Here is a 21266-nt window from a genome sequence, read left to right as displayed (position 1 = left end):
AAGCCGGTATAATCGTGTCGAAAGATTGCCGAGTCGACACGAACCCTCCAGCAACGGAGGTCTGGTGCGTTCCGAGCCGTGGACAGGCCTACCGGAGATCGGATCATTGAGGTCAGGTGACGCGACCGCGAGGCGAAGGAACACCTTTAACGAGACGAGCGGCCGACTGTATGCCAATGGGACTGGAGGAAGAGATCGAGGACCTCCGCGAGGAGATCGCCGGGACGCCCTACAACAAGTCCACCGAGGCACACATCGGGCGGCTGAAGGCGAAGCTCGCGGAGAAAAAGGAGAAGCTGGAGAACCAGTCCTCCGCCGGCGGCGGCCACGGGTACGCCGTGGAGAAACACGGAGACGCCACGGTCGCGCTCGTCGGGTTCCCGAGCGTGGGGAAGTCCACCCTCATCAACGCCCTCACCAACGCCGACAGCGAGGTGGGCTCGTATGAGTTCACGACCCTCGACGTCAACCCCGGCATGCTACAGTACCGCGGCGCGAACATCCAGATCCTCGACGTTCCGGGGCTGATCGAGGGCGCCGCGGGCGGCCGCGGTGGCGGCAAGGAGGTGCTCTCCGTCGTCCGGACCGCGGATCTCGTCGTGTTCATGCTCTCCGTCTTCGAGATCGAGCAGTACGACCGCCTCCGCGAGGAGCTGTACAACACGAATATTCGGCTTGACACCGATCCGCCGAACATCAATATCCGGAAGACGCACAAAGACGGACTCGGGGTGACGATGAGCGACGACGTGAGTCTCGCCGAGGACACCGTCAAGCAGGTGCTCCGCGAGTACGGCTACGTCAACGCCAAGGTGACGATTCCGCACGACCTCACCATCGACGAGCTGGTCGACGCCGTGATGGACAACCGCGAGTACCTCCCCTCGATGGTCACCGTCAACAAGGCGGACCTCATCGACAAGAGCTACCTTCCGACCGTCAAGGAGGAGCTCCGCGAGCGCGACCTCGATCCCGACGACGTGCTCTTCATCTCCGCCGAGAAGGAGCTCGGACTCGACGGGCTCAGAGAACGACTCTGGGAGGAGCTGGGGCTCATCCGCATCTACATGGACAAGCCCGGTCGGGGGGTCGACTACGAGGAGCCGCTAGTCCTCTTCGAGGGAGACACCGTCGGCGACGCCTGTACGAAGATCGGCGGTGAGTTCGACGAGCGGTTCAAGTTCGCCCGCGTCTCCGGGACGAGCGCCAAACACGATGACCAGCAGGTCGGCAAGGGCCACGAGCTGGCAGACGAGGACGTGCTCCGGATCGTTGCGCGGAAATAATCGGGTGCTGTAAGCGATGAGGTGCGTGGAGGAGGCGGGCTGGCGGTCGTTGCGCTTCTCGGAACTCCCTTATAAATCGTTGCTGGTCGGTGAACATCCCCAAAACCCCAGTTGTCGGCGCTCTCGCACGTGCTGACCCGCGGCCGCCGACAGCGGCCGCTCGAAGGTACGCGCCGACTGCGAGCGTGTTTGTATTAGGGTCGCCACCGTGCCCTCCGTTCTCTTTCGCTTGTAACTGACGGAGACGCTCACCTCACTCGGCGGGGTCCACTTCCAGCCGCAGCGTCACGGGTGCGTCCGCGGCTAGCGCGGCGACGAGGTCGCGGTCGAGGTCTGCGGCGGCGCCGTCGCCATCGACGAAGATGGTTCGCTCGTCGTCGGTGTAGTCGCTGGTCCGGCCGACCATCGATCGGTCGTCGAGGAGAGTGAGGTCGGGGTCGCCGCGACCGGCGATCTCGGCGACGTAGGCGGGGTCGTCGACGTCGACTGCCTCGTCGCCTGGCTCGCCGACCGCGAACGTCGCCGTGATCGTTGCGTCTGCCTCTTGACACGCCTCGCGGAACGAGGTGGAGAAATCGCGTGGCGTGCGGTCGGCCTCGACGCCGACGATGCAGTCGCCGGCGGGCGTCAGCCAGTCGTCGGTCGTGAGCTCGACGGTGCTCGCGTGCTCGGCAGTAATATTCTCGTGGCCGACGGCGCGGACGACTTCGACGAGGGGGTCGTCGACGACATCACCGACATCGCTCTCGGCGTCGCTCATGCTCGTCGGGTCGACGGCGCCACGACAAGTGCCCGTCGCTTCAGACGTCCGCGCCCTCGGCGAGCGCGGGGATCAGTCGAGCGGGGTTCTTCGTGAACACGCGGCGCATCAGATCCTCGGAGACGTCGAGGGTGAGCACCTCCATCACGCCGACGTTCGGGTGGACGTCCGGCGCACCGGAGCCGAAGAGGACGCGATCGGGGTGCTCCAAGACGCCGCGTTCGAGCACCTCCCGGTAGCGCACGGCGCTCGTGTCGACGTACAGCCGGTCGTACTCCGCTAACAGGTCGAGCGTCTCGTTCATTAGGTCGGTGTCGAGGGGGTAGCCGCCGAAGCTGGCAAGCACGATGGGCATGTCGTAGTCGAGCAGCTCGCGCTCGACCGCCTCGGGCGGGAACTGCCTGCCGGCGTGGACGATGAGGGGGAGGTCGGCCGCCTCAAGCCGAGTGAGCACGTCCTCGTTCGGGAGGCCGTCGGCGTGCGGGACGAGCGTGAATCCGTGGAATCGATCGTCGTAGGAGTACTGCTCGACATCGTCGGGACGGGCGTGGTGGTCCTCGCGCTCGGCGCGGAGGTTCCTGACCGCAGAAAGAGGGCCGTTCCTCGGATCGCGAGGGCCGTTGAGCCGGGCGAACGCGACGAACGGGCGGTCGATAGAGAGCCGTGCGACCGCGTTGTTCGCGCGGAGGTAGCTCCGGCCGGCCGCGCGCCGGCCCGGGCTCACGACTGCGCGGACGACGCCAGCCTGCAGCATCTCGCGTTCCAACCGCTCGGGGGATATGTCCCGTCCGTGGGTCGCGACGGACGACTCGTCGGGGTCGAGCGTCGCGCGGGTGTCGACGATCCGGAAGTCGTGTTCCAGCCCGAGCATCTACCGGTCAGTCTCCGGCGATCCGCATGTGCCTGTCGGTCTCACGATCACTCGCCGAAGCCGCCTCCGTCCACCGCTCTTACGGTCTCCGTCCACCGCTCTTACGGTCTCCGTCCACCGCCTTCACGATCTCCGTCCACCGCCTTCACGATCTCCGTCCACCGCCTTCACGATCTCCGTCCACCGCCTTCACGATCTCCGTCCACCGCCTTCACGATCTCCGTCCACCGCCCTTACGGTCCCGCGGTCGAGACGATCTTCACCACGTCGCCCTCGCTCAGCTCGTGACTCTCACCGATCCGACGTGAAGAGCGCGCGTCGACCGCGTGGAGGTACCCCTCACCGATGTCGGTGTGGACCGCGTACGCCAGGTCCGGCGGGGTCGCTCCCGCCGGGAGGAGGAACGCGTCCGGGAGGACGTTCCCCGTCCCGTCCGTCCACTTCGAGGCGTCCTGAACGGGGAACACGGTGATCCGGTCGAGCAGGTCGTACACCGCCGCGTTCAGCGCGGTTTGGACCCCCGTTCCGCCGTACTCGGCCATCGCGCCGCGGATCGCCTCCAACCCCTCGCGTTGGCCGTCGGAGATGTCGCCGACCACGTCGAACCCCTCGTCGCCCGGGTCGTAGTCGACGACGCCGGCTTCCGCGGCGCGGCGCAGGGCGAGCTCTCCGTCCGCCGTGACCGGGACCACCGGCTTGTCCGTCCCCTCGCGGAGGCGGTCGACCGCCCCCTCAGGCGCGGCGTCGACCTTGTTGGCGACGACGACGATCGGCTTGGTCCGACGCCGGATCGCCCGCGCGAGCGCCTCGCGGTCCGCGTCGGTCCACGCCTTCGGATCGTCGGGGTACTCCAGCTCGCGGAGGACTGCCGTCACGTCGTGTTCGGTCGCGCCGAACCCGGTCAGCAGGTCGGTGACCGCCGCCTCCAGATCGAAGTCGGGCGAGCGCGACTGTCGCTCGACGCCCTCCCAGTTGCGGTCGACGATCCCCGCGAGCCACAGGTCCATCTCCTCCTCGATGAAGTCCACGTCGTCGAGGGGGTCGTGCGCGCCCACCTCGACCGGCTCGCCCTCCGCGTTCGTCGCGCCCGAGGCGTCGACGACGTTGAGGACGACGTCTGCGTTCGTCAGCTCGTCGAGGAACTGGTTGCCCAGCCCCTTCCCCTCGTGGGCACCCGGAACCAACCCGGCCACGTCGAGGAGTTCGACGGGGACGTACCGCTTTCCGTCGCGGCAGTTCTCGTTGCCACAGCGCTCGTCGCGGTCGAGACAGGGGCACTCAGTGCGGACGTGTGTCACGCCGCGGTTGGCGTCGATCGTCGTGAACGGGTAGTTGGCCACGTCGACGTCGGCCATCGTGGCGGCGGTATAAAAGGTGGACTTGCCAGCGTTCGGCTTGCCCGCCAGCGCGACCGTGATCATGGTGGTGCGTCGCGGCCGCGCGAAAAGCGCCTTTCGGTCGGACTCGGCGAATCGATCATCTTCCGGAACGTGCGAATCGGCACGGCTGGGGTTTTGGAAGCAGTCACCGCGCCGGCAACCGTTTAAATCGGTAGCTCCGCATCCGCGCCGACTACCCGATCGACCTCCTCGGGCGCGCGCCAGTCGGTCGTCCGCTCCAGCAGTTGTACCACCATCCGACCCGTCACGCCCCAGACGGTGTAGCCGCCGACGTGGAAGAAGTGGACTCGGTGGTCGCCGTACTCCGGATGGTCGACGCGACGCTCCGACTCGTAGTTCGCGGGGTCGGTCAGCCCGCGGGTTGGGAGCACGGCCACTTCCGCGACCTCCGACTCGTCGGGGACGTACTCGCGGTCGGGCGCGACGCCAACGAACGGCCGGACCCGGTAGGCGGAGGAAGTCCGTGTGTCGTCGAGTCGCCCAACCACGTCGACCTCGCCGGGCCGCATACCGACTTCCTCGTCGGCCTCGCGGAGTGCGGTGTCGGTCAGAGTCCGATCGATCGGCTCGCGGCCGCCGCCGGGGAAGCTCATCTGTCCGGGGTGTTCGCCGAGGTGGGCCGCGCGCTTGGTGAACAGCAGGTGGGCCTCGCCGTCGCGTTCGATAACGGGCGCCAGCACGGCTGCCTCGCGGCGTGCCCGGGTCACCCCCTCGGGTGTGTATCGACGTAGCCCCGTCAGGTCCATACCGGCTGTAGGTTCTCTGACGGGGTTAACGTTTCTCCGATTTCCGGCGATCTGAAACAAGGCGGTTCTCGATCGGTGCCGCCCGGTGCTACCCGGTACCGTCGATGTGTGCCCTCTGATCGGTCCGGAAGAGTTCGCACGGCTTCGGACGTTTTAAGCCCGCGACCCGCCCTTCACTGGACAATGAGCGACGACGACCAGGAGCTCGGAATCACCGAGTCCAAGTCACACAACACCGGCGAGTGGTACGCCGAGGTCGTACAGAAGGCGGGGCTCGCCGACTACGGCCCCGAGGGTATGAGTGGGTTCATCGTCACCCGACCGCGCGCGTACGCGGTGTGGGAGCGACTGCAGGGCTTTCTCGACGCGAAGTTCAAAGACACCGGAGTCCAGAACGCGTACTTCCCCCTCTTCATCCCCGAGTCGTACCTCGAACGGGAGAAGGACATCGTCGAGGGATTCGACCCCGAGGTCGCGTGGGTGACCGAGGCGGGCAACAAAGAACTCGAAGAGCGACTCGCGGTCCGGCCCACCTCCGAGTCGATCATCACTCCGTACATCAGCCAGTGGGTGCGGAGCCACCGCGACCTCCCGCTGCGCGTGAACCAGTGGTGTTCGGTCGTGCGCTGGGAGGCGACTGAGACGAAGCCGTTCTTCCGCACGAAGGAGTTCCTCTGGCAGGAGGGCCACACCGCCCACGCTACCCACGAGGGCGCCTGGGAGGAAACGATGACGCGGCTCGACCAGTACGCGTCCGTCTACGAGGACCTGCTGGCGATGCCCGTGTTGAAGGGCCAAAAGCCCGACCACGACAAGTTCCCGGGCGCAGAGACGACCACGACCGTCGAGGCGCTGATGCCGGACGGGAAGTCGGTGCAGGCAGGCACCTCCCACCACCTCGGACAGTCGTTCGCGGAGGCGTTCGACATCACGTTCTCCGACGAGGACGAGGAAGAGCGGATCGCGCACACCACCTCGTGGGGGCTCTCGTGGCGCGCACTCGGCGCGCTCATCATGACTCACTCCGACGAGCAGGGGCTCGTGCTCCCGCCCGGCGTCGCCCCCGAGCAGGTCGTCGTCGTCCCCATCTGGCAGGAGGACACGAAAGACGAAGTGCTCGAGTACGCCGAGGGCGTCGCCGACGACCTCGACGACGCGGGGATCCGCGTCGAGCTCGACGACCGCGACGGGCGCAACCCCGGATTCAAGTTCAACGAACACGAGCTCAACGGCGTTCCCCTCCGGATCGAGATCGGCCCCCACGAGGTCGAGGACGGCGAGCTCACCCTCGTCCACCGGCCCGACGGCGAGAGCGTCGTCGAGGACCGAGAGGGCGTCGTTGCGACCGTCCAAGACCACTTCGACGAGGTGTACGCGAAGCTGTACGCGACCGCCGAGGAGACCCTCGACGGCGCGGTTCGCGAGGCCGACGACCGTGCCGACATCCTCGGCACGCTCGGCCAGCACGGCGGCTACGTGACGGCTCCGTGGTGCGGCGACGAGGCGTGCGAGGAGCCGATCAAAGAACCGATGGCCGCCGAAATCGTGATGGTCCCGTTCGAAGACGACGACCCTCTCGCCGAGGCGGACCACGGCGAGACCTGCGCGATCTGCGACGACGACGCCGAGCGGACGGCGTACTTCGCGAAGTCGTACTGAACTCGCCGAAATTTCTCTCCCTACCGCAGTCGGGCGTTTAATCCGCGTTGATCCGGCTTAACGGAGATCAGTTTATATACGGATACGTCTCGTACCGTCAGGTAATGAACCGAAGGATCGCGCTCATCGCCGTCGCGGTCGTGCTAGTCGGCGTCGCCGGGATCGCCGCGGCCGGCCCCGTCGGGACGGCCGTCGCGCAGGACGGTCCGGTGGCGGCGAACGAGACGAGCGAGGGCAACGGGATGGGAGCGTCGAACGGGACGGCCGACATCAGTCCCGGCGAGCGTCTCTCGGGCGTGATCGGCGTCCAGCGCGCCGAGGTCGCCGGGGAGGTCGACTCGCGGGCCTTCGAGGTCGGCCTCAATCGGACCGGGACCGACGAGGAGCGAGCGGCCCTCGTCGCCGAGCGCCTCGATCGGATCGAAGAGCGGCTCAGCGAGATCGAGCGCCGACAGCGCGAGCTTCGCGAGCGCCGCGACGCCGGGGAGCTCACTCAGGGCGAATTCGCCGCCCGCATGGCGGAAACGGGAGCCCGAGCCGAGGCCGTCAAGCGCGAGGCGAACCGCAGCGCAGCTGTCGCCCGTGACCTCCCCGAACCGGTCAGGGCGGCGCAGGGCCTCGACAGCGAGCGGATGGATGCGGTTCGCGAGCGGGCAAACGGAGTGAGCGGTCCGGAGGTCTCGGCCATCGCCCGCGGCGTCGCCGGGGACGGCGTCGGCCAGCCACTTGCGTCGGAGCGCCGCGGACCGCCCGCTGGCGTACCCGGAGCCGGAGCCGGAACCGAAAATGCGACCGGAAACACGACTGGGGCGGGAGCCAGCAGCCCGCCCGCCCCAGGCAAGCCCGGCGATGGCGGCCCGTCAGTGGGTGCTGGATCTGGATCTGGATCTGCGGGGAACGGCGATGCGCCGCCGGGGAACGCGACGCCCGGAAGCGAGACGGGCCCGAACGGCGCCATGGGTGACGGCCCCGAGACGAACACAAGCCCCGGCGACAACGGAGCCGACGGCGGGAACGGCAGGGCCGGATCGAACGGGACACCCTCCGGTTCCGGACCTGGACCGCGCGACGGTGCCGGTGATCGACCGACCGAGAGCGGGTCCGCCACCGTCAACACCGTCGCGGAGATCGAGACGCTCATGGGTCGCTTGACGGGCTCGTGGGCGGATAGCACTGATATCCTCCGACGGGTCGTCACCGGGATCGATGGATAGGACAGACGGCGGACGGGCGTTTTCGGAGCCGATCGCCGGCTCTCTGGTGTGCGCGATGGCGGCGACCGGGTGGGCGGTGTCCGCACGTCGACCGTGATAGGTAGTGTAATCGTAGTTGGCTCCGGAATCGCCATTAAGGGTTAGACCCACCTCACCGTTGCTGCCGTCTGCTAAGACACGCACGTCCAAAAGGACGAGGTCATACGCTCCGTCAAGCGTAACCGTATACGTCTCCTGACCAGATACCGCACCGGGAGAGTTAGCGTCTTCTGTCCACAAGCCGCCGCTTCCGCCGCCAATATCTGCAAATGACGTTGCGGGACCATCCCCTCCGAGCGAGAGTTCTTCTGTCTTGAGCGCTGGCCCCTCCAGCGTCCCGTCCTTGTTCTCCCGCCATTCCCTCAGTCGTCTGAGGACTCCCATTTAGGCCACCTGAATTGTGACGTCAGCCGTCTCACCGGTCGCTGCCGAGTCCGTGACTCGCACCCGTAGCGTGCGATCACCGAGCTCGAACACGTCGCGGATGTCCTGCGGGTCGGGCTCGTCTGCCTGGTCGTAGACGACCTCCTCTTCGAACCAGTCGTCGGCGCCGGGCTCCGGAACAGCAGAGACATCGATTGCGTAACTCGCGTCGGCCGTCGCCTCGATGTTGATCGACACCAGCCGGTCGCCAGGAATCTCGGCCGCGGCGAGCACACGCGTCTCGCTGATGTCTTCGTTCGGTGCTTCGAGCTCTCCTTGTCGTCGCTGTAGTGTCTGTGGCATAGGCTCTCCGTATGTCGTTGTTGCATGTGTCAGGTCCTCGCGCCCCACCTCCGTGCGGGCGGTCATCGGCCTCTGCTTCTTCGCGACGCCTACACTACGTCCGAGAGCGACTGTATGTCCTCACGGATGGCGTCGATCGTCTCATCGGCAGAGGGTCGATTCGCCAGTCGATACTCGCGCTCGCTCGTCGACGACCGCTCCACGCCGCGGATCTCTTGGGCACCCTCCGGAAGCCGCGGATGCGAGATCGCCTCGACGAGCGGCACGTCCGGCGCGGGCTCGACGAGCGTGATCGTCGCCTCAACTTGCGCGTCTTGGACGTCCTTGAGAATGCTCAGCGCCAGCTGGTTGCACTCGCGGTCAGAGGTCGCTCCCGCGATCGTGCGCTCGACCGTCCGTGCTTCCGCGGGATCGACGGTGGGTGTCGTCGCCTCGCCGCGGTACTTGAACTCGTAGTCGGCGGCGTACGTCGTCCCTGTCGACATGTCGCCCCCGTCGAGGATGTCGAGACCGCCGACATCCCACTCCATCCGGTAGTCCGTGCCGCGCTCGAACACCTCCTCAGTGTCCGGGTCGTAGATGCGCTCGGAGTCAGGCACCACCCACTCGTCGCCGATCGACGTGAGCGAACTCCCGGCAGACTGTGAGAACGTCTCACCTTCAACCCCCTTGCTCCGCCCGAAGACGACCACGCGCTCGTAGGCGTCCTCGATCGTCGTTCGCGTCTCGAGGTTCGTTGCCGGCGCCGCCGACTCGCGTGTCCGCTGGCCGATCTGTGTCCACTCGACGATCATCCCAGTCTCGTCGAGCGGGTCGGCGTCGGGATCGCGGCGGAGCTCCCACACCATCCGGCCGTCGTCCGCGATCTTTGAGAGGACGTTCGAGAGCCGGTCGCGGTACTGCTTGTCCAGGAGGACGGGTGTGTCTTCGAGGTCGGCCCGCAATTCGATCTCGTCGACGGACTGGCCGGCGTCGCCCTGCGCCGGCGATGTCGTCGGGTCCGCACTGTAGCCTGACAGCGACACACGCGCACGGATCTGCTGGGTCGCACTCGCGAATGCGCCCGACACGGTCTCGCTATTCGTCGCTTCGATCCACGTCTCGCCCTGGTCGTTCGAGATGGCGACCGCCTGTCCGCCCTCGGTGTTGGACATCGCGACCGAGAGCTCGCCGGCGATTACCTGCTCGACGCTCGTGATGTCGTCGAGCACGATGTCGACGGTGCCGGGGTACTCTTCGGGCCCCTGGATAACGCCGTCGACGGGCTCATCGTCGAACGTGAAGCTGTCACGATTATCCCGTGCGTGGGCCGCATCGACAGTCATGTAGTCCGAACCCGACTGCGTCACCTCCACCCGCACCGAGTGGAACCCTGGTTCGAGATCGGCGTCGGGGTTGAGTGTGAATCCGACGCCCCACGAGAGGTCGAACTCGTCGGTCGCGTTCGCGAGGGCGTCCGCCGGGATCGACTCGACGACGTCGCCGTTGAACGAGACGTCGAACGCCGGGTTGTTGCCGCCGATCGCTGCTCGGAGCATCTCGAACTCCGCTTCGCCCTGCGGGATGGTGTGGTCATTACGAAAGTCGAATTCGATGTAGTCGCCAGGGCTGTCGAGTCGGACGGCGCGGTTGCCCGACCACGCGCCGCCGTTGCCCTCGTTGTCGGCGAAGTACGTCGCGACGTTGCTCTCGTCAGCGCTTTCGGCCTCGAAGAACCAGCCTGTTTGGAGTCGTGAGATGCCGTCGACCTGCTCGATCTGGAGCGGGTCGGTGGCTTCCAGCGGGTCGAGTAAGTCGTCTTCGAGCGACGCACCTGACGCCGAGAGCATGAGCACGTCCGAGCGCGTGTCCGTGGCCGGGTCGTCGACGTTCGCGGCGTAGTCAGTGTTCTCGGTGATGAGGTCCTCGGCAGCGAGGTGGTTCTCCCGCTCGTCGAACTGGATGTCGTCGATATAGTCGTCGAGTTGTGTACCGCCCGAGCCTTCGAGGACGGTCTGTGAGCCGCGGTCGCCCGTGGTCGTGCGCGTGCCCGCCAGCGTGTCGATCGGGAGTTGCGTCCCGTCGATCCACACGCGCATCGGTTGGCCCGTCAGCTCGTCCCAGCGGTCGGACTCGGGCACCGTGATCTCGACCGACGGCCGTTCGTTGACGTTCGGTGACCAGTCGTAGTCGGTGACGGTCGGAGAGAGGGTGTCACCGTCCGGGTGGTCGATCTGGACGAACGGGCCTGAAACGGGCACGCGGATGCGGGGTAGCCCGAGATCGTCGGTCGTTGCTTGGTCTGTGTTCGAGTCCGCGCTCGTGTGCTCAGTGAACGGTCGGATGCGGTAGCGGAGTGTCGTGTCCGGCGGCGCCGTGTCGTCGACGAACGACTCCGTGTTGGCGCCGACGTCCTCGACGATGCGCTCGGGCCACCAGCCGTCATCAACGCGGCGTTCGCGAACGACATACTGCCCGTCCTCGTTGTCGGCGTTGTCTGTCCACGCCAGCTCAACCTCGGTCTCGGAGATCGCGGTCGCAGTGAGCTGCGTGGCGCCTGGGAACTTCGTCGTGATTGCGACGGGGTCGGTCCACGCGCCAGTGACGTGTTCCGTCTCCGTGCGAGCGCGGATCTCGTAGCGCTCGCCGTCTTCGCGGCCGACGAACTCCATCGTCAGCGTGTCGAACGCACCGATGAACTCGCCGAAGCCCTCGGCGCCAGAGTCCCATGCCGACTGGCCCGTCTCGCGGATCTGGATGCGGACATCGCCGTTGTTGGTAGTGGCGCTCTCGCGGTCGACGGCGACCTCGTCCTCAACGCCGTTGCCGAGTACCGGTGCGTCTTCGTCCGGGAGCGTAGTGGCAGCGATAGTGGGCATTATGTATCGACCTCCTCGGCGTCGTCAGTGACTGCCACGACGCGGAGTTCGTACTCCTCGCCATTCAGCAGCCCAGTGATCGTCTCGGTCACTGTGTCACGAGCGACAATTCCGAACGTCTCCCACTCGTTCGCGCCAGTCTCACGGTAGTCAACGCGTGTTTGCCCAGTGTTGTGCGTTGCATCCCACACGATATCAATCGACTCGTCACCTGTGTCCAGTGCTTCGAGGCCAGTCGGCGCGGGGAGTATCGTCGTCGCCGGCAGTGTCCCTGACTGCACGCTCGCGTGGTCCGTTTCTCGGGTGAGTCGGTAGGCGTACTCCATACCATCGAGCAACCCGCTATCGGTGTATTCGGTCGTGGAGAGGTTAGTGACGGTGGTAACGGTGGTCCACGTTGATCCACCGTCGTCGGAGCGTTCGATCGTGAGGTCACCGTCCGACGAGTTGTCGGTGAGTGTGTACTCGACGACGATCTCGCGTGCGGTAGCCGTATCGAGAGCGTCGAGCGCCGGTGTAGGGAGCGGCGTCGTCGCGTCAACTTCGTTTGTCGGCTGCGAGTCTGTACCGGGGTAGACCGCGCGGACGCGGTAGTAGTACCGCTCGCCGTCTTCGAGGCTGGTGTCGGTGAATGTCGTTAGACCACCTGTGGTCCCGACGGGCGAGTAGTCGAGCGGATTGGACCCGGTCGACTCGGCGCGGAGGATCTCGTAGTCGTTGGCGTCGCGGATACCGTCCCACACGAGGCCTATCTCACGCGACGCGACGGTTGTGACGGAGAGGTTGGACGGATCAGTATCGACCGTCTCGGTATAGGCCCACCCACCTTCGTCACCAGCTGATTCTGCTCTGACGCGGAAGCGGTGGCTGTTTGTAGACGGAGTGGCCGAATACGTGATTGATGTGCTTGCTGTCGTGGTAACTGCTTCATACGCGCCACCCTGTTCGCTTACTTCGACTACAAAATTTGCGTCACCGTCGTAGTTCCATGAAACATCTATTTGGTCATCACCGGTAACTGTTTGAGATACCCCAGACGGAGTACCTGTTATTTGTGCGACCTCTTCATTAGAGAGCAGTGATCTCCCATTTTCTACCGCCTGGACAGCATAGTAATTATTACCATTTTCCGGAGAATCATGTACTGCAGTTGTTGAAGATGTTGATGAAATAATAGTTGTGTAAGAGTTACTTTCGTCGGGAGACCCGTCCACATACTGGCTTTCGGGGTTCCATAAGACATCAAACGTCTCGGCCGCGGGGTGGCTCCAGGACAGATCTACTTCTCCAGCTGTAGAGCTAACAGAATCAATGTTCAGAATCGGCGGTCTTGTATCCCATACTCCAACTTCTGTTATTGGCAATTCTGAATCATCTGCAGTGATTTGGGCAAAGGAACCCGTGTCGTCAGCAAAAAAGGCCCAATCAAAATCAACAGAACCGGGCGACGAGCTTTGCGCTTCAATCTCAAATTCTATCACAGGGTGTGAATCAATATCGATTGTGATGTCTTCGGAGTGGTTGAGAGACCATGGCCCCGAATTGTTCGCCAACAACTCTCCGTCATTAGCGTCGCGGACCCAGAATTCCCCATCGGCAGTATCTTTATCATCACCGATACTGGCCGGTTGTATGTAGAACGTAACAGTGTATTCAGACACCATCTACAGTCTCACCTCCTCACGCGCCACAAGCCCCTGTTCGACGCCACTGTCCACCGTACTCGTCGCTGCAATTGGGTCGATCATGGTCTGTAGGTCCGCCGGGATCGCCTCCCTCACACTCTCCGGGATCCACACCCCCACCTCTGAGCGCCCGCGCTCCAGCTCGACGTCGAGCGCGTAGACGTCGCCCTCCTCGACACCGGCCACCGCTTCGAACTCCACCTGCGCTCGCACGGACGCCTGTCCGATGTGCACGAGATCGACGTCGACCGGCTGCCAGTCCGTATCGAGCGTGCCGGGGTACGCCGGGAGATCGACCGCCGACCAGCTGTCGGCGCCGGCGTCGTACGCCTCGACGTCGAGGCTCGCCGTGGCGTCGGCGTTGGTTGGCTCGTCGATCGTGAGGCGGAGGAGGCCGTTCTCGAACACCACGCTGCCGGTGAATTCGTGGTCGCGAGCGAACACCGACTGCCACGCCCGCACCCGCCCGCTGTCGCTCTCGATGAACTTCGAGTCGCGGCCACGCGTGTCGTAGACACGGACATCCACGGCGGGCTGGGCGTCCTTCTCGACGTCGTAGATGAACACCGGGTCGTCGATCGACAGCGCCGTCGCGTCGTACAGATCGACGTCGCCGAACTCGGTGGAGATCGTCTCGACCGGCGTCGGCTGCACTCGCTGTGTCGGCGACGACGTCGAGTCGACCGCGCGGACGAGTCGCGCCGCTGCTGGAACGCCCACCAGGGCATCCGTCTCGTTGCCGAACGGGTGTCCCGGCGAGGGCTGCGAGGGCGACGTTTCGAGCGCTTGGAACTGCGACTTCCGCGTGCCGGCGCTTGTGAGCGAGAGCGTGTACTCCCAGATGTCGCGCCCGCCGGCGTGGACGGGCTCGACTTGTGCGCTCTCGATCTGGTAGTAGCCTGCACGGTTACCGGCGCCGCCGTACAGCGGCACCGCCGACACCGATGAGTCGGCCAACTCTTCGAGCTCGTTCGCGAGCAACTCGGAGTAGTACGACCCATAGGCGTATCGCCCGGTCAGTGTGAGGTCGGCCGCCTGCGAGGAGAGCGCCTCGACGATCGCGTCGCTGCCGAGCACGCCCTGCTCGGAGAGTTGCGTGCCGAGCGCGTCCTGCTCGGTCGGGACGGTCGCCTCGGGGATCGGGATCTTGTAGATGGTTGCAGTCATGAGTTAGTAGTCGTTGATGACGTCGCCGAGCTGGTCGACGGCCGTTGCTGCGGCGTCGGTGAAGTCGTCGATGAGCTCGTCGACGTCGGGGACGATCGTCGTCTTCTCCATCTCGAAGGTGTACGAGACAACGGACGGATCGTCGGTCGAGCTCTCCGTCCGAACAGACAGCAACGCAACCGGTATTGGTTCGTTGTACACGCCTGCCTCAGACGCGTAAGTCCCGTCCGACCACTCGCCCGTGTAGAGAAGCAGTTGGCCGCCGGAGTCGGTCCGCGCCTCCGCGAGCCACCGAAACAGCACGTCTCGCTTCGTGTTCGGTGGGACGTCGCCTTCGGCGTCGTAGACGTTCGCCTCGCCGGCAGCGCTGGAGCCGTCTCCCCAGCGGAGATCCTCGTCCCCGGTGCCGGCCTTCGCAGTGTAGTTGAACTGGTCGCGCCCTGCCCCGGCGTCCAGGTGGAAACCCGCCCGGCGGTCGAGATCGGCGTCCGGGAGGATGTCGATCGGGTCGAGATCAGAGGCTTGCGAGTACAGCTCGCTGAGGACTTGGCCCCGTCCGCCGACGAGGTAGTCGTGAGTGAGCTCGCGGTTGGGCTCGTGCTCTCGGAACTCGAAGACGCCCGTCCGGTCGAACGCTGATACCTCTAGGACGGCTCTATCGTGTAGTGGCATGTGTGTCTGAAAACGGTGCGCGGTGACCGTCGCGCGGCGGGAGTCAGTCGTCCGGGTCGTCGACGACCAGTGCTTCAGATTGCTTTTTCGCGCGGAGCTGGTCTTCGCGGATCCGAGCGAGCGTCCCACGAATCTCGGTGAGGTGGGCATCACGCTCAGACGCATGCGCGCTGACGACCATCGCCGTCACGCCGCTCGTCACGGCGACGAGCACGACCGCCGACAGGGTGGCCGTCGAGCTCACCAGTCGCAGGTGAACGATCAGCGCGGCGAGGATGACGCCGGCGCCGATGACGGCCCGAGTGGCGCTCTGGTTCATACTTGAAACGGGGTGCTGTAGGGGCATAAGGCTCGGTCCAAGCGTCACTGTGTGATGTCGCGTTCGAGCGCGGTGAGGTCGCGCTGGAGTTCCTCGACGGTGTCTTCGAGCTTGTCGAGGTCACGCTGCACGCCATCCTCGATCTTGGAGACGATCCGGTCGGCGAACGAGTCGAGCCGGCGCGGATCGACGTCCACGCGGTAGGTCGGAGAGTGGGTGACCGTCACCTCCCTCCCTGCTGCGGATGACGTCTGCGATCCGTTGGACTGTGTTCCCGTTGGATCGCCGGGGTTGCGACCGATCGTGATCCCGCGGTCGCCGCCGACTTGGATGCCGCCGTTCCCAACCGTGATGCCGTTATCACCACCCAACTGGATGCCTCCAGACGAGTCGCTGTTCGACTCTGTCGAGGCTGACCCTGCGCCATGAGCCTGGACGTCCACCGTGATCGGACCGACCGCTTCGACAGGCAGCGGCTCACGATCCACCGGTAGTGGGTCACGTTGTACAGGCAGCGGGTCGCGGTCCACTGGAAGCGGGTCACGCTGTACCGGCAGTGGATCGCGGTTGACGGCGACCGTGTCGGGCACGCCGAGGTTGATGTCCGGCCCGAGGTCGAGATCAGGGGCCTCGAACGTCGGCTTGACCGTCGGCGTGAACTCGATGTTGCGACCGGTGAGCTCGTCGAGCCACCCGGGGCGTTTGACGGTGAGTGTCGTGTCCTCGACCGTCACCGTCGAGTTCGTGATCGCAGAGCTGATCGTGTTCCCCAGTGCGGTCGCAGCCGTCCCCGTCAGCACGTCCGTGATCGCGTCGGCGACCGTTCCACCAGTCTCGATCGCTGCATCGCCAGCAGTCTCACCAGCGACGCCGAGCAGCTCCGTGAAGACCCCGCCGGCGCCGCCACCGTCACCACCGCCGACCTTGTCTTCGATCTCTTCGAGGTAGATGACTGCCTCCTCGAGGAGGTCCGTCCGCGTGCGCTCCATCTGGAAGGACTGCCGCCCACGTCGGGACGCACCGGCGCCACCACTACCGCCCGCCTGGGCAGACATTGCCCCGCCGTCTGTCACGCCGATCTCGACGGCGCCGAGCTCCGACTCGATCTGCTTCTGGACGTTCCGAAGCGACTCATCGGAGACGACGAGGTCGAGCTCGGCTAGCGTGCCAAAATCACTCATAGTGGGTGTTGGGCGGCGTAGTCAGCAAGCAGTTCGAGGTACGGCGTCGGCGTCGAGAGCGCCTCATCGTACGACATGCCGTGGGCGAGTGCCACGACGATCAGGTAGTCGAGTCGGGCGGCTGGGCTGAGGTCGCCTCGCTGTCGGTCGCCGACGATGACTTGCTGGATCCGTTTCCCTCGTCGCTCGCCGTTCCGAGACCGTTCGCCTTCGCCTCGAGCCACTTCACAACCGCAGGATGCAGACAGGCCGCGTTCGCGAACGTCTCATTCAGGTCGTCCTCGACGAACGGCCCAGCCTCGACGCTCGCAGCGACGAACCAGATCCGGAACTCATCCTGACCGGCCTGCTCGGGCACCTCGCGGTGCATCATCGCCTCCTCGCCGGCGTTCATCGCGCCGACGGTGAGCTCTGTGTCGGTGGTCCAGTCTCCCTCCGACGTCTGCCAGTCGAGACCGTTTCGCCAGTAGGTGAGCGTGCTTTTCCGGTCACGGATCACGGCTGCGTCGTCGGTGTCCTCGTCGAGGCCGTCGAGTGCATCCTCGAGCGCCTCGATCCCTTCAGTGAGCTCTGCGCGTGCATCGTCGACGGTGAGTGTCTGGGTGGTAAGCATTAGGCGGTGGTGACGGTCGGCGTGATGTCCGTAACGTGCCAATCGATCGGCTCGGAGAGGCTGGTGTCGGCGGCAACGAGATTCGACCAGTTGTACGACGTCGGCTGAAGGTCAGAGAGGGCGTACTCGATCGTGTCGCCCTGCCCGTTCTCGAACGTCACGGAGCCGGGTACCTTGCCGATCTGTTCGTAGTCACTCATGTCGACATCGTCGACGGCCGCGGCGAGCTGGTCACGCTCGGTGAAGATGGCATCCGTACTGAATGCCGGCTCAATAGCCCCCGTAACTGCATCGTACGGATGCCGGCCCTGCCCCCGACGGAAGCGCGAGAGCCCGGCCAGCGAGATCGTCGTCGACTGCATCAGCGGCTGGTTCAGACCGTCGACCGAGAAGGTCGCGCCGTGATAGCTGAACGCGTCCTCGTCAGACGGCTGCTGGATCGCCCCATCGGCCGGCGCCGTGACGTCGTCCGGCTCGAAGCCGTAGATCCCGGTCAACGACACGCGGATGTCCGAAGCACGCTCGTAGACGACCTCCGCGTCGGTGATGATCGTCCCGGTCGGCGTCCGCGGCTCGACCGTCCCGTCGGGAAGTGTGGTCGCGAAGTACCACGCCGACGACGGCGCCGTCGTGGTCGACGTCGGGAGTGCGGTCCCGCCGTTCGCGAACACGAGATCGTGCCAGTTGGCGTCGGTGAGCGTGAACTCGAGGCCGATCCCACCCTCGAAGTCACGCGGCCGGGAGCCAGCGGGAAGCGGGCTGTCTGGGTGGCGACTGCGTTCGAGTGCCTGCTGAACCGAGAGGTCCGAAACGGCGACGTCGATGCCGGGTTGGATCCACGTTGGATCAGCTCCCGGCCCGGCGCCGAACTCGGGCTCCGGCGTGAAGGCCACTTCTGCAGACCCTGCGCCAGGCACTACTGTTCACCTCGGGTTATCGTATGAATGGATTCTGTCATGGTGTATCCGTGTAGCCGCGGAGCAGCACGTCGAACTCGGCGCGGTAGAAGTCCGAGTGCTCGGACTGCGCGTCGTCGACGTTTGTGATCGTGAGGTCGCGATACGACACGCCGGGGCGCCCGACGTCGGGGTACGACATCGCGCCCTGGACGGCGTCGAACACGCTCCGGAAGGGTGCTTCGAACGGGACGCCGTCGGTAGACGGATGCTCGATGTGCCCGCGCTTGGCCGCCGACAGCCCCTCTAGTCGAATCGACACCGCCGTCTGGAGGTCGTACCGTCGTCCGGGCCCGACCGGTGTCGGGTTGGTCGTCTCGCTCGCGACGCCGACGAAGTTGGCTCGCTGCAGCTGCTTCTTCCGCGTCTGGATCGGCGTCTGCATGTCGAGCGTTTCGTCCGTCTCGTAGACCGTCGACGTGTCCCGGTTGACGCGGAACAGTGGGTGATCCTCCGGTTGGGCGTCGGCGACCGGGCCGAGGACGTCCTCGAGGAGGAATTGTATCTCGTGTCTCATCGGAACTGAGCCTGTAACCAGTTGAGTGTGTCTCGGATGAACCGGGACTCGGGGAGGCCAGAGACCTCTACCTTCTGCAGGTACACGCGGTAGCCGTCGTCTTCGGGTTCGAACTCTTCACGGACCCACTCGGGTGGATCTTCCCAGACGAACGACAGCGCGTCGGCGTTCTTCGCTTCGACGACGTGCTCGACCGTGCCGCGCTCGAAGTAGATCGCCGGCTCAGGCCATCCGAATCGAACAACGACACGGTCGCCGCGCCGGACGATCTCCGTCTCGCCCGCCTCGATGATCGGCTTGACGTCGTAATCGTGCTCACTGCCGTACGCTTCGAGAATCTCGTGGGCGTGAGCCTGAACCTGCGGCGCGATCTCCTCGCGGGCGTACTCCTCGAGCTTGTCGAGAACCTCCTCACGCGCGTCCTCGACGAAGTTCGGGAGCGAGGTCATCACTCGCCCCGCGGATCGGTCTCGGGCGTCTCTGCGACCCCTGGTTGCCCATCACCCTCCTCATCGTCCGCCCCGTCGGCGAGCTCCTGGGCGTCGTCGACGGCGGCGCTCATCGTCGAGTGGCCGAACACCGAGTAGCCCCCGGCGAGGATGATCGCGAGGACGACGACCTCCCAAAGCGTCCCGAGCTCGTCACCGGTCAGCTGACCGTGTGCCCACAGCGCGACGACCACCGCGATCACGCTGGCGCCGACGCCGGCGCGGAGCGCACGGTAGGGGCGATTGGGTGGCGTCATAACGATGAGAACCCGCTGTACTCGGCGGCCGTGTCCTCGTAGGCCGCCTTCAGCGCCTCACTCCGCGAGGTCCGACTCGCCAGCTGGCCGTTGTCGGGGATGTCGAGCGCCGTGTTGTCGCTGAGTGCGAGCATCGACGCCGCTTTCGCCGCGACCGCCTCGCGGACGTCCGGCGGCGCGCTCTCGACGACGTTGTCCGCGTTGATCTGCACTTCCTCGCCGAGCGGGCCGTACCGGTAGGTCAGCCGGACAAAGCTCGTGTTCGGATCGTCGCGGCGCGAGATGGCGAGCCGGCGCTCGAACACTCGGAGGCGTCGACGCCGGTAGTCGAGCGCCCACGCGTCGCCCTCCTCGTCGGTGACGTCGTCCCACTGGCTGCGCCCTGAGCGGATCTCGATGGCGTCACCCTCGGCAGGATCGAGTGGCATCGGCCGAGCGTTGTCGAGGATGACCGTCGCCGGCGACCACGAGCTCGCGTCCTGAACGTCGTGGACTTCCCAGCTGCGAGGCTCGTCGACGGCGCCGACACGCACGGGATGGAATGCCCGCCCGGTGCGGTTGACCCACTTCTCGGTCGCGCTCGCTGCGCGCTTGATCGCCCGGTCACGAGTGTGCTCGGGTACCGTTGCCGGATCCGTGTCGGGATCGAGCGCCAGCAGGACCTCGTTTGCGGTGGCGTACCGGATCGGGTCAGCGGCGGTGGACATCAAACGTCAGTCCTCGCTGCCGTCGGTGACCTCGAGTTCGGAGATCTCGGTGTCGCCGTTGACGACGTCGGCTGCGGTCTCGACCGTCGCCGGGTCGAACCGGGTGAGGAAGTCGGCCATGTCAGTGAGCCCGGCGCTCTCCAGGTCGATCTCGACATCGACGGGCTCGAGATCGTCGCCGAGCACGTCCTCGATCACGTCGCGGGCTCCCGTGCGGTCGTCGCCGAGGCGCTCAGCCCGGTAGAGGGCGTTGAGTGAGTCGACATCCCGCTTCTCGTTCTCGTCCGTGTCGAGCTCCTCTTCGAGCTCACCAATGGTGTGCTCGCCGGGATCGAACGGCGGCGCCGGTGCCTGTGCCTCCCGAAGGACGGTGACGATCTCCGACGCCTCCGACCGGGAGAACCGGCCGGTGTACTCGTCAGAGCGCTGCGTGGAGACCGACACCTCGTCGTCGGCCTCGACGCCGGCGATCTCTCGGAGCTGGTTGCGGTAGGGCTCCTCGTCGTCCTTCTCGAACACCCGTCCGGCATCGTCGAGGTCGAGCTTCTCCATGACCTTCTGGCGCTTCCAGCGGTCGAATCCTTCGTAGAACGCCTCGGGCGGGAGGTAGTTCCGCTCGAGTAGCGCCTCGGCGAGTCGCTTGGCGTCGTAGATTACCTCAAAGTCGTTGCGCGACTCCAGGGCGTGGACGCCGATGTTGCTGTTCTCGACGTGGTTCGGATCGAGGTAGGTCGGCAGCAGCGCCAGGTAGACGCGACCGGCCTGGAACTTGGCCGGACCGTTGTACCCGACGCGCTGCCGGATGTCGTGGTCCGTCTTCGTGGACTGGTCGCCGACGTACCGAAAACCGACGAACTCGACTTCGGCGTGATCCTTCTCTTCGAAATCGCGTGCGCTTGCAAGTGTACTGATGGGCATGGTGTGGTTACTGAGTAACGGTGGAAATGGTCTCGACACGGTCCTCCCGCGCCGCCTCGACGAAGTACTCCGCGTCGACTTCGAGCACTGTGGTGTCGCCGTCGTAGACATACACCGTGCGCTCGTCGTCGCGGCGCCAGTGCGTCCCCTCGACTTGGCGGACGTACTGTGTTCCGTCGATCAGGACGGTGATGGTGATGGTGGTAGTGTCGCGGTCGCTCATGTGT

General features: G+C 65.6%; 22 protein-coding genes. 3 read left to right on the top strand and 19 right to left on the bottom strand.

Features of this window, described 5'->3' with window-relative positions; genetic code table 11:
- The first annotated feature begins 176 nt into the window (after positions 1-176).
- Positions 177-1286, top strand: a complete 1110-nt coding sequence (locus HLAC_RS03870; RefSeq protein WP_049933222.1) for an OBG GTPase family GTP-binding protein — start codon at positions 177-179, stop codon at positions 1284-1286.
- A 253-nt stretch (positions 1287-1539) separates the two neighbouring features.
- Here the strand turns inward: HLAC_RS03870 and HLAC_RS03865 are convergent, their stop codons facing one another.
- From HLAC_RS03865 to HLAC_RS03850, 4 genes are all read right to left on the bottom strand, one after another.
- The gene (locus HLAC_RS03865; RefSeq protein ID WP_015909534.1) at positions 1540-2046 is read right to left on the bottom strand and encodes a DUF371 domain-containing protein; all 507 of its coding nucleotides are present in this window, start codon (positions 2044-2046) and stop codon (positions 1540-1542) included.
- Between the two features lie 40 nt (positions 2047-2086).
- A complete protein-coding gene (locus HLAC_RS03860) occupies positions 2087-2917 on the bottom strand; it encodes an amidohydrolase family protein (RefSeq protein ID WP_015909533.1) in 831 nt (276 codons plus the stop codon).
- 233 nt (positions 2918-3150) lie between these two features.
- Entirely contained in the window at positions 3151-4338 is a 1188-nt protein-coding gene (locus HLAC_RS03855; protein ID WP_015909532.1) for a redox-regulated ATPase YchF, read from the bottom strand.
- 122 nt (positions 4339-4460) lie between these two features.
- Positions 4461-5063: an NUDIX hydrolase gene (locus tag HLAC_RS03850; RefSeq protein ID WP_015909531.1), complete on the bottom strand. Its 603-nt coding sequence runs from the start codon at positions 5061-5063 to the stop codon at positions 4461-4463.
- A 183-nt stretch (positions 5064-5246) separates the two neighbouring features.
- Here HLAC_RS03850 and proS point away from each other — a divergent pair, with 183 nt between their 5' ends.
- Together proS and HLAC_RS03840 are read left to right on the top strand one after the other, a co-directional pair.
- A complete protein-coding gene (gene proS / locus HLAC_RS03845) occupies positions 5247-6722 on the top strand; it encodes a proline--tRNA ligase (protein WP_012660007.1) in 1476 nt (491 codons plus the stop codon).
- Between the two features lie 104 nt (positions 6723-6826).
- Positions 6827-7936 carry a DUF7096 domain-containing protein gene (locus tag HLAC_RS03840; protein WP_012660006.1) on the top strand — a complete coding sequence of 370 codons (1110 nt, stop codon included), beginning with the start codon at positions 6827-6829 and terminating at the stop codon, positions 7934-7936.
- A 423-nt stretch (positions 7937-8359) separates the two neighbouring features.
- Here the strand turns inward: HLAC_RS03840 and HLAC_RS03835 are convergent, their stop codons facing one another.
- The 15 genes from HLAC_RS03835 to HLAC_RS03765 form a co-directional block, all read right to left on the bottom strand.
- Positions 8360-8701 (bottom strand): hypothetical protein, encoded by a 342-nt coding sequence (locus HLAC_RS03835; protein ID WP_143420254.1) that lies wholly within the window; start codon positions 8699-8701, stop codon positions 8360-8362.
- A gap of 89 nt (positions 8702-8790) precedes the next feature.
- Positions 8791-11559: a fibronectin type III domain-containing protein gene (locus tag HLAC_RS03830; protein ID WP_012660004.1), complete on the bottom strand. Its 2769-nt coding sequence runs from the start codon at positions 11557-11559 to the stop codon at positions 8791-8793.
- Positions 11559-13223 carry a fibronectin type III domain-containing protein gene (locus HLAC_RS17690; protein WP_012660003.1) on the bottom strand — a complete coding sequence of 555 codons (1665 nt, stop codon included), beginning with the start codon at positions 13221-13223 and terminating at the stop codon, positions 11559-11561. The genes HLAC_RS03830 and HLAC_RS17690 overlap by 1 nt, the downstream gene beginning before the upstream one ends.
- The gene (locus tag HLAC_RS03820) at positions 13224-14411 is read right to left on the bottom strand and encodes a hypothetical protein (protein WP_012660002.1); all 1188 of its coding nucleotides are present in this window, start codon (positions 14409-14411) and stop codon (positions 13224-13226) included.
- Between the two features lie 3 nt (positions 14412-14414).
- Positions 14415-15083 carry a hypothetical protein gene (locus tag HLAC_RS03815; RefSeq protein ID WP_012660001.1) on the bottom strand — a complete coding sequence of 223 codons (669 nt, stop codon included), beginning with the start codon at positions 15081-15083 and terminating at the stop codon, positions 14415-14417.
- A gap of 43 nt (positions 15084-15126) precedes the next feature.
- Positions 15127-15402, bottom strand: coding sequence for a hypothetical protein (locus HLAC_RS03810; protein ID WP_049933216.1), 276 nt, complete (start codon positions 15400-15402; stop codon positions 15127-15129).
- A 44-nt stretch (positions 15403-15446) separates the two neighbouring features.
- Positions 15447-16583 (bottom strand): hypothetical protein, encoded by a 1137-nt coding sequence (locus tag HLAC_RS03805; protein WP_012659999.1) that lies wholly within the window; start codon positions 16581-16583, stop codon positions 15447-15449.
- Positions 16584-16683: 100 nt separating this feature from the next.
- Entirely contained in the window at positions 16684-17196 is a 513-nt protein-coding gene (locus HLAC_RS03800; RefSeq protein ID WP_012659998.1) for a hypothetical protein, read from the bottom strand.
- Entirely contained in the window at positions 17196-18113 is a 918-nt protein-coding gene (locus tag HLAC_RS03795) for a hypothetical protein (RefSeq protein ID WP_012659997.1), read from the bottom strand. Before HLAC_RS03795 ends, HLAC_RS03800 begins: the two co-directional genes overlap by 1 nt.
- Positions 18114-18150: 37 nt before the next feature.
- Positions 18151-18669 (bottom strand): hypothetical protein, encoded by a 519-nt coding sequence (locus HLAC_RS03790; protein WP_012659996.1) that lies wholly within the window; start codon positions 18667-18669, stop codon positions 18151-18153.
- Complete coding sequence (locus tag HLAC_RS03785; RefSeq protein WP_012659995.1) at positions 18666-19118, bottom strand: hypothetical protein; 453 nt, start codon at positions 19116-19118, stop codon at positions 18666-18668. Before HLAC_RS03785 ends, HLAC_RS03790 begins: the two co-directional genes overlap by 4 nt.
- A complete protein-coding gene (locus HLAC_RS03780; RefSeq protein ID WP_012659994.1) occupies positions 19118-19414 on the bottom strand; it encodes a hypothetical protein in 297 nt (98 codons plus the stop codon). The genes HLAC_RS03785 and HLAC_RS03780 overlap by 1 nt, the downstream gene beginning before the upstream one ends.
- A complete protein-coding gene (locus HLAC_RS03775) occupies positions 19411-20121 on the bottom strand; it encodes a hypothetical protein (RefSeq protein WP_012659993.1) in 711 nt (236 codons plus the stop codon). The genes HLAC_RS03780 and HLAC_RS03775 overlap by 4 nt, the downstream gene beginning before the upstream one ends.
- 6 nt (positions 20122-20127) lie before the next feature.
- Positions 20128-21039, bottom strand: coding sequence for a hypothetical protein (locus HLAC_RS19485; protein ID WP_012659992.1), 912 nt, complete (start codon positions 21037-21039; stop codon positions 20128-20130).
- Between the two features lie 7 nt (positions 21040-21046).
- A complete protein-coding gene (locus HLAC_RS03765) occupies positions 21047-21262 on the bottom strand; it encodes a hypothetical protein (RefSeq protein ID WP_012659991.1) in 216 nt (71 codons plus the stop codon).
- Positions 21263-21266 lie beyond the last annotated feature (4 nt).

The organism is Halorubrum lacusprofundi ATCC 49239, from assembly GCF_000022205.1.
GTDB lineage: Archaea > Halobacteriota > Halobacteria > Halobacteriales > Haloferacaceae > Halorubrum > Halorubrum lacusprofundi.
This window is presented reverse-complemented; position numbering and strand designations above follow the sequence as displayed.

What these genes read in the sequence shown, in the direction of transcription:
- HLAC_RS03870 (WP_049933222.1), top strand. Translation starts at nt 177, where the DNA reads ATGGGACTGGAGGAAGAGATCGAGGACCTCCGCGAGGAGATCGCCGGG.
- HLAC_RS03865 (WP_015909534.1), bottom strand. Translation starts at nt 2,046, where the DNA reads ATGAGCGACGCCGAGAGCGATGTCGGTGATGTCGTCGACGACCCCCTC.
- HLAC_RS03860 (WP_015909533.1), bottom strand. Translation starts at nt 2,917, where the DNA reads ATGCTCGGGCTGGAACACGACTTCCGGATCGTCGACACCCGCGCGACG.
- HLAC_RS03855 (WP_015909532.1), bottom strand. Translation starts at nt 4,338, where the DNA reads ATGATCACGGTCGCGCTGGCGGGCAAGCCGAACGCTGGCAAGTCCACC.
- HLAC_RS03850 (WP_015909531.1), bottom strand. Translation starts at nt 5,063, where the DNA reads ATGGACCTGACGGGGCTACGTCGATACACACCCGAGGGGGTGACCCGG.
- proS (WP_012660007.1), top strand. Translation starts at nt 5,247, where the DNA reads ATGAGCGACGACGACCAGGAGCTCGGAATCACCGAGTCCAAGTCACAC.
- HLAC_RS03840 (WP_012660006.1), top strand. Translation starts at nt 6,827, where the DNA reads ATGAACCGAAGGATCGCGCTCATCGCCGTCGCGGTCGTGCTAGTCGGC.
- HLAC_RS03835 (WP_143420254.1), bottom strand. Translation starts at nt 8,701, where the DNA reads ATGCCACAGACACTACAGCGACGACAAGGAGAGCTCGAAGCACCGAAC.
- HLAC_RS03830 (WP_012660004.1), bottom strand. Translation starts at nt 11,559, where the DNA reads ATGCCCACTATCGCTGCCACTACGCTCCCGGACGAAGACGCACCGGTA.
- HLAC_RS17690 (WP_012660003.1), bottom strand. Translation starts at nt 13,223, where the DNA reads ATGGTGTCTGAATACACTGTTACGTTCTACATACAACCGGCCAGTATC.
- HLAC_RS03820 (WP_012660002.1), bottom strand. Translation starts at nt 14,411, where the DNA reads ATGACTGCAACCATCTACAAGATCCCGATCCCCGAGGCGACCGTCCCG.
- HLAC_RS03815 (WP_012660001.1), bottom strand. Translation starts at nt 15,083, where the DNA reads ATGCCACTACACGATAGAGCCGTCCTAGAGGTATCAGCGTTCGACCGG.
- HLAC_RS03810 (WP_049933216.1), bottom strand. Translation starts at nt 15,402, where the DNA reads ATGAACCAGAGCGCCACTCGGGCCGTCATCGGCGCCGGCGTCATCCTC.
- HLAC_RS03805 (WP_012659999.1), bottom strand. Translation starts at nt 16,583, where the DNA reads ATGAGTGATTTTGGCACGCTAGCCGAGCTCGACCTCGTCGTCTCCGAT.
- HLAC_RS03800 (WP_012659998.1), bottom strand. Translation starts at nt 17,196, where the DNA reads ATGCTTACCACCCAGACACTCACCGTCGACGATGCACGCGCAGAGCTC.
- HLAC_RS03790 (WP_012659996.1), bottom strand. Translation starts at nt 18,669, where the DNA reads ATGAGACACGAGATACAATTCCTCCTCGAGGACGTCCTCGGCCCGGTC.
- HLAC_RS03785 (WP_012659995.1), bottom strand. Translation starts at nt 19,118, where the DNA reads ATGACCTCGCTCCCGAACTTCGTCGAGGACGCGCGTGAGGAGGTTCTC.
- HLAC_RS03780 (WP_012659994.1), bottom strand. Translation starts at nt 19,414, where the DNA reads ATGACGCCACCCAATCGCCCCTACCGTGCGCTCCGCGCCGGCGTCGGC.
- HLAC_RS03775 (WP_012659993.1), bottom strand. Translation starts at nt 20,121, where the DNA reads ATGTCCACCGCCGCTGACCCGATCCGGTACGCCACCGCAAACGAGGTC.
- HLAC_RS19485 (WP_012659992.1), bottom strand. Translation starts at nt 21,039, where the DNA reads ATGCCCATCAGTACACTTGCAAGCGCACGCGATTTCGAAGAGAAGGAT.
- HLAC_RS03765 (WP_012659991.1), bottom strand. Translation starts at nt 21,262, where the DNA reads ATGAGCGACCGCGACACTACCACCATCACCATCACCGTCCTGATCGAC.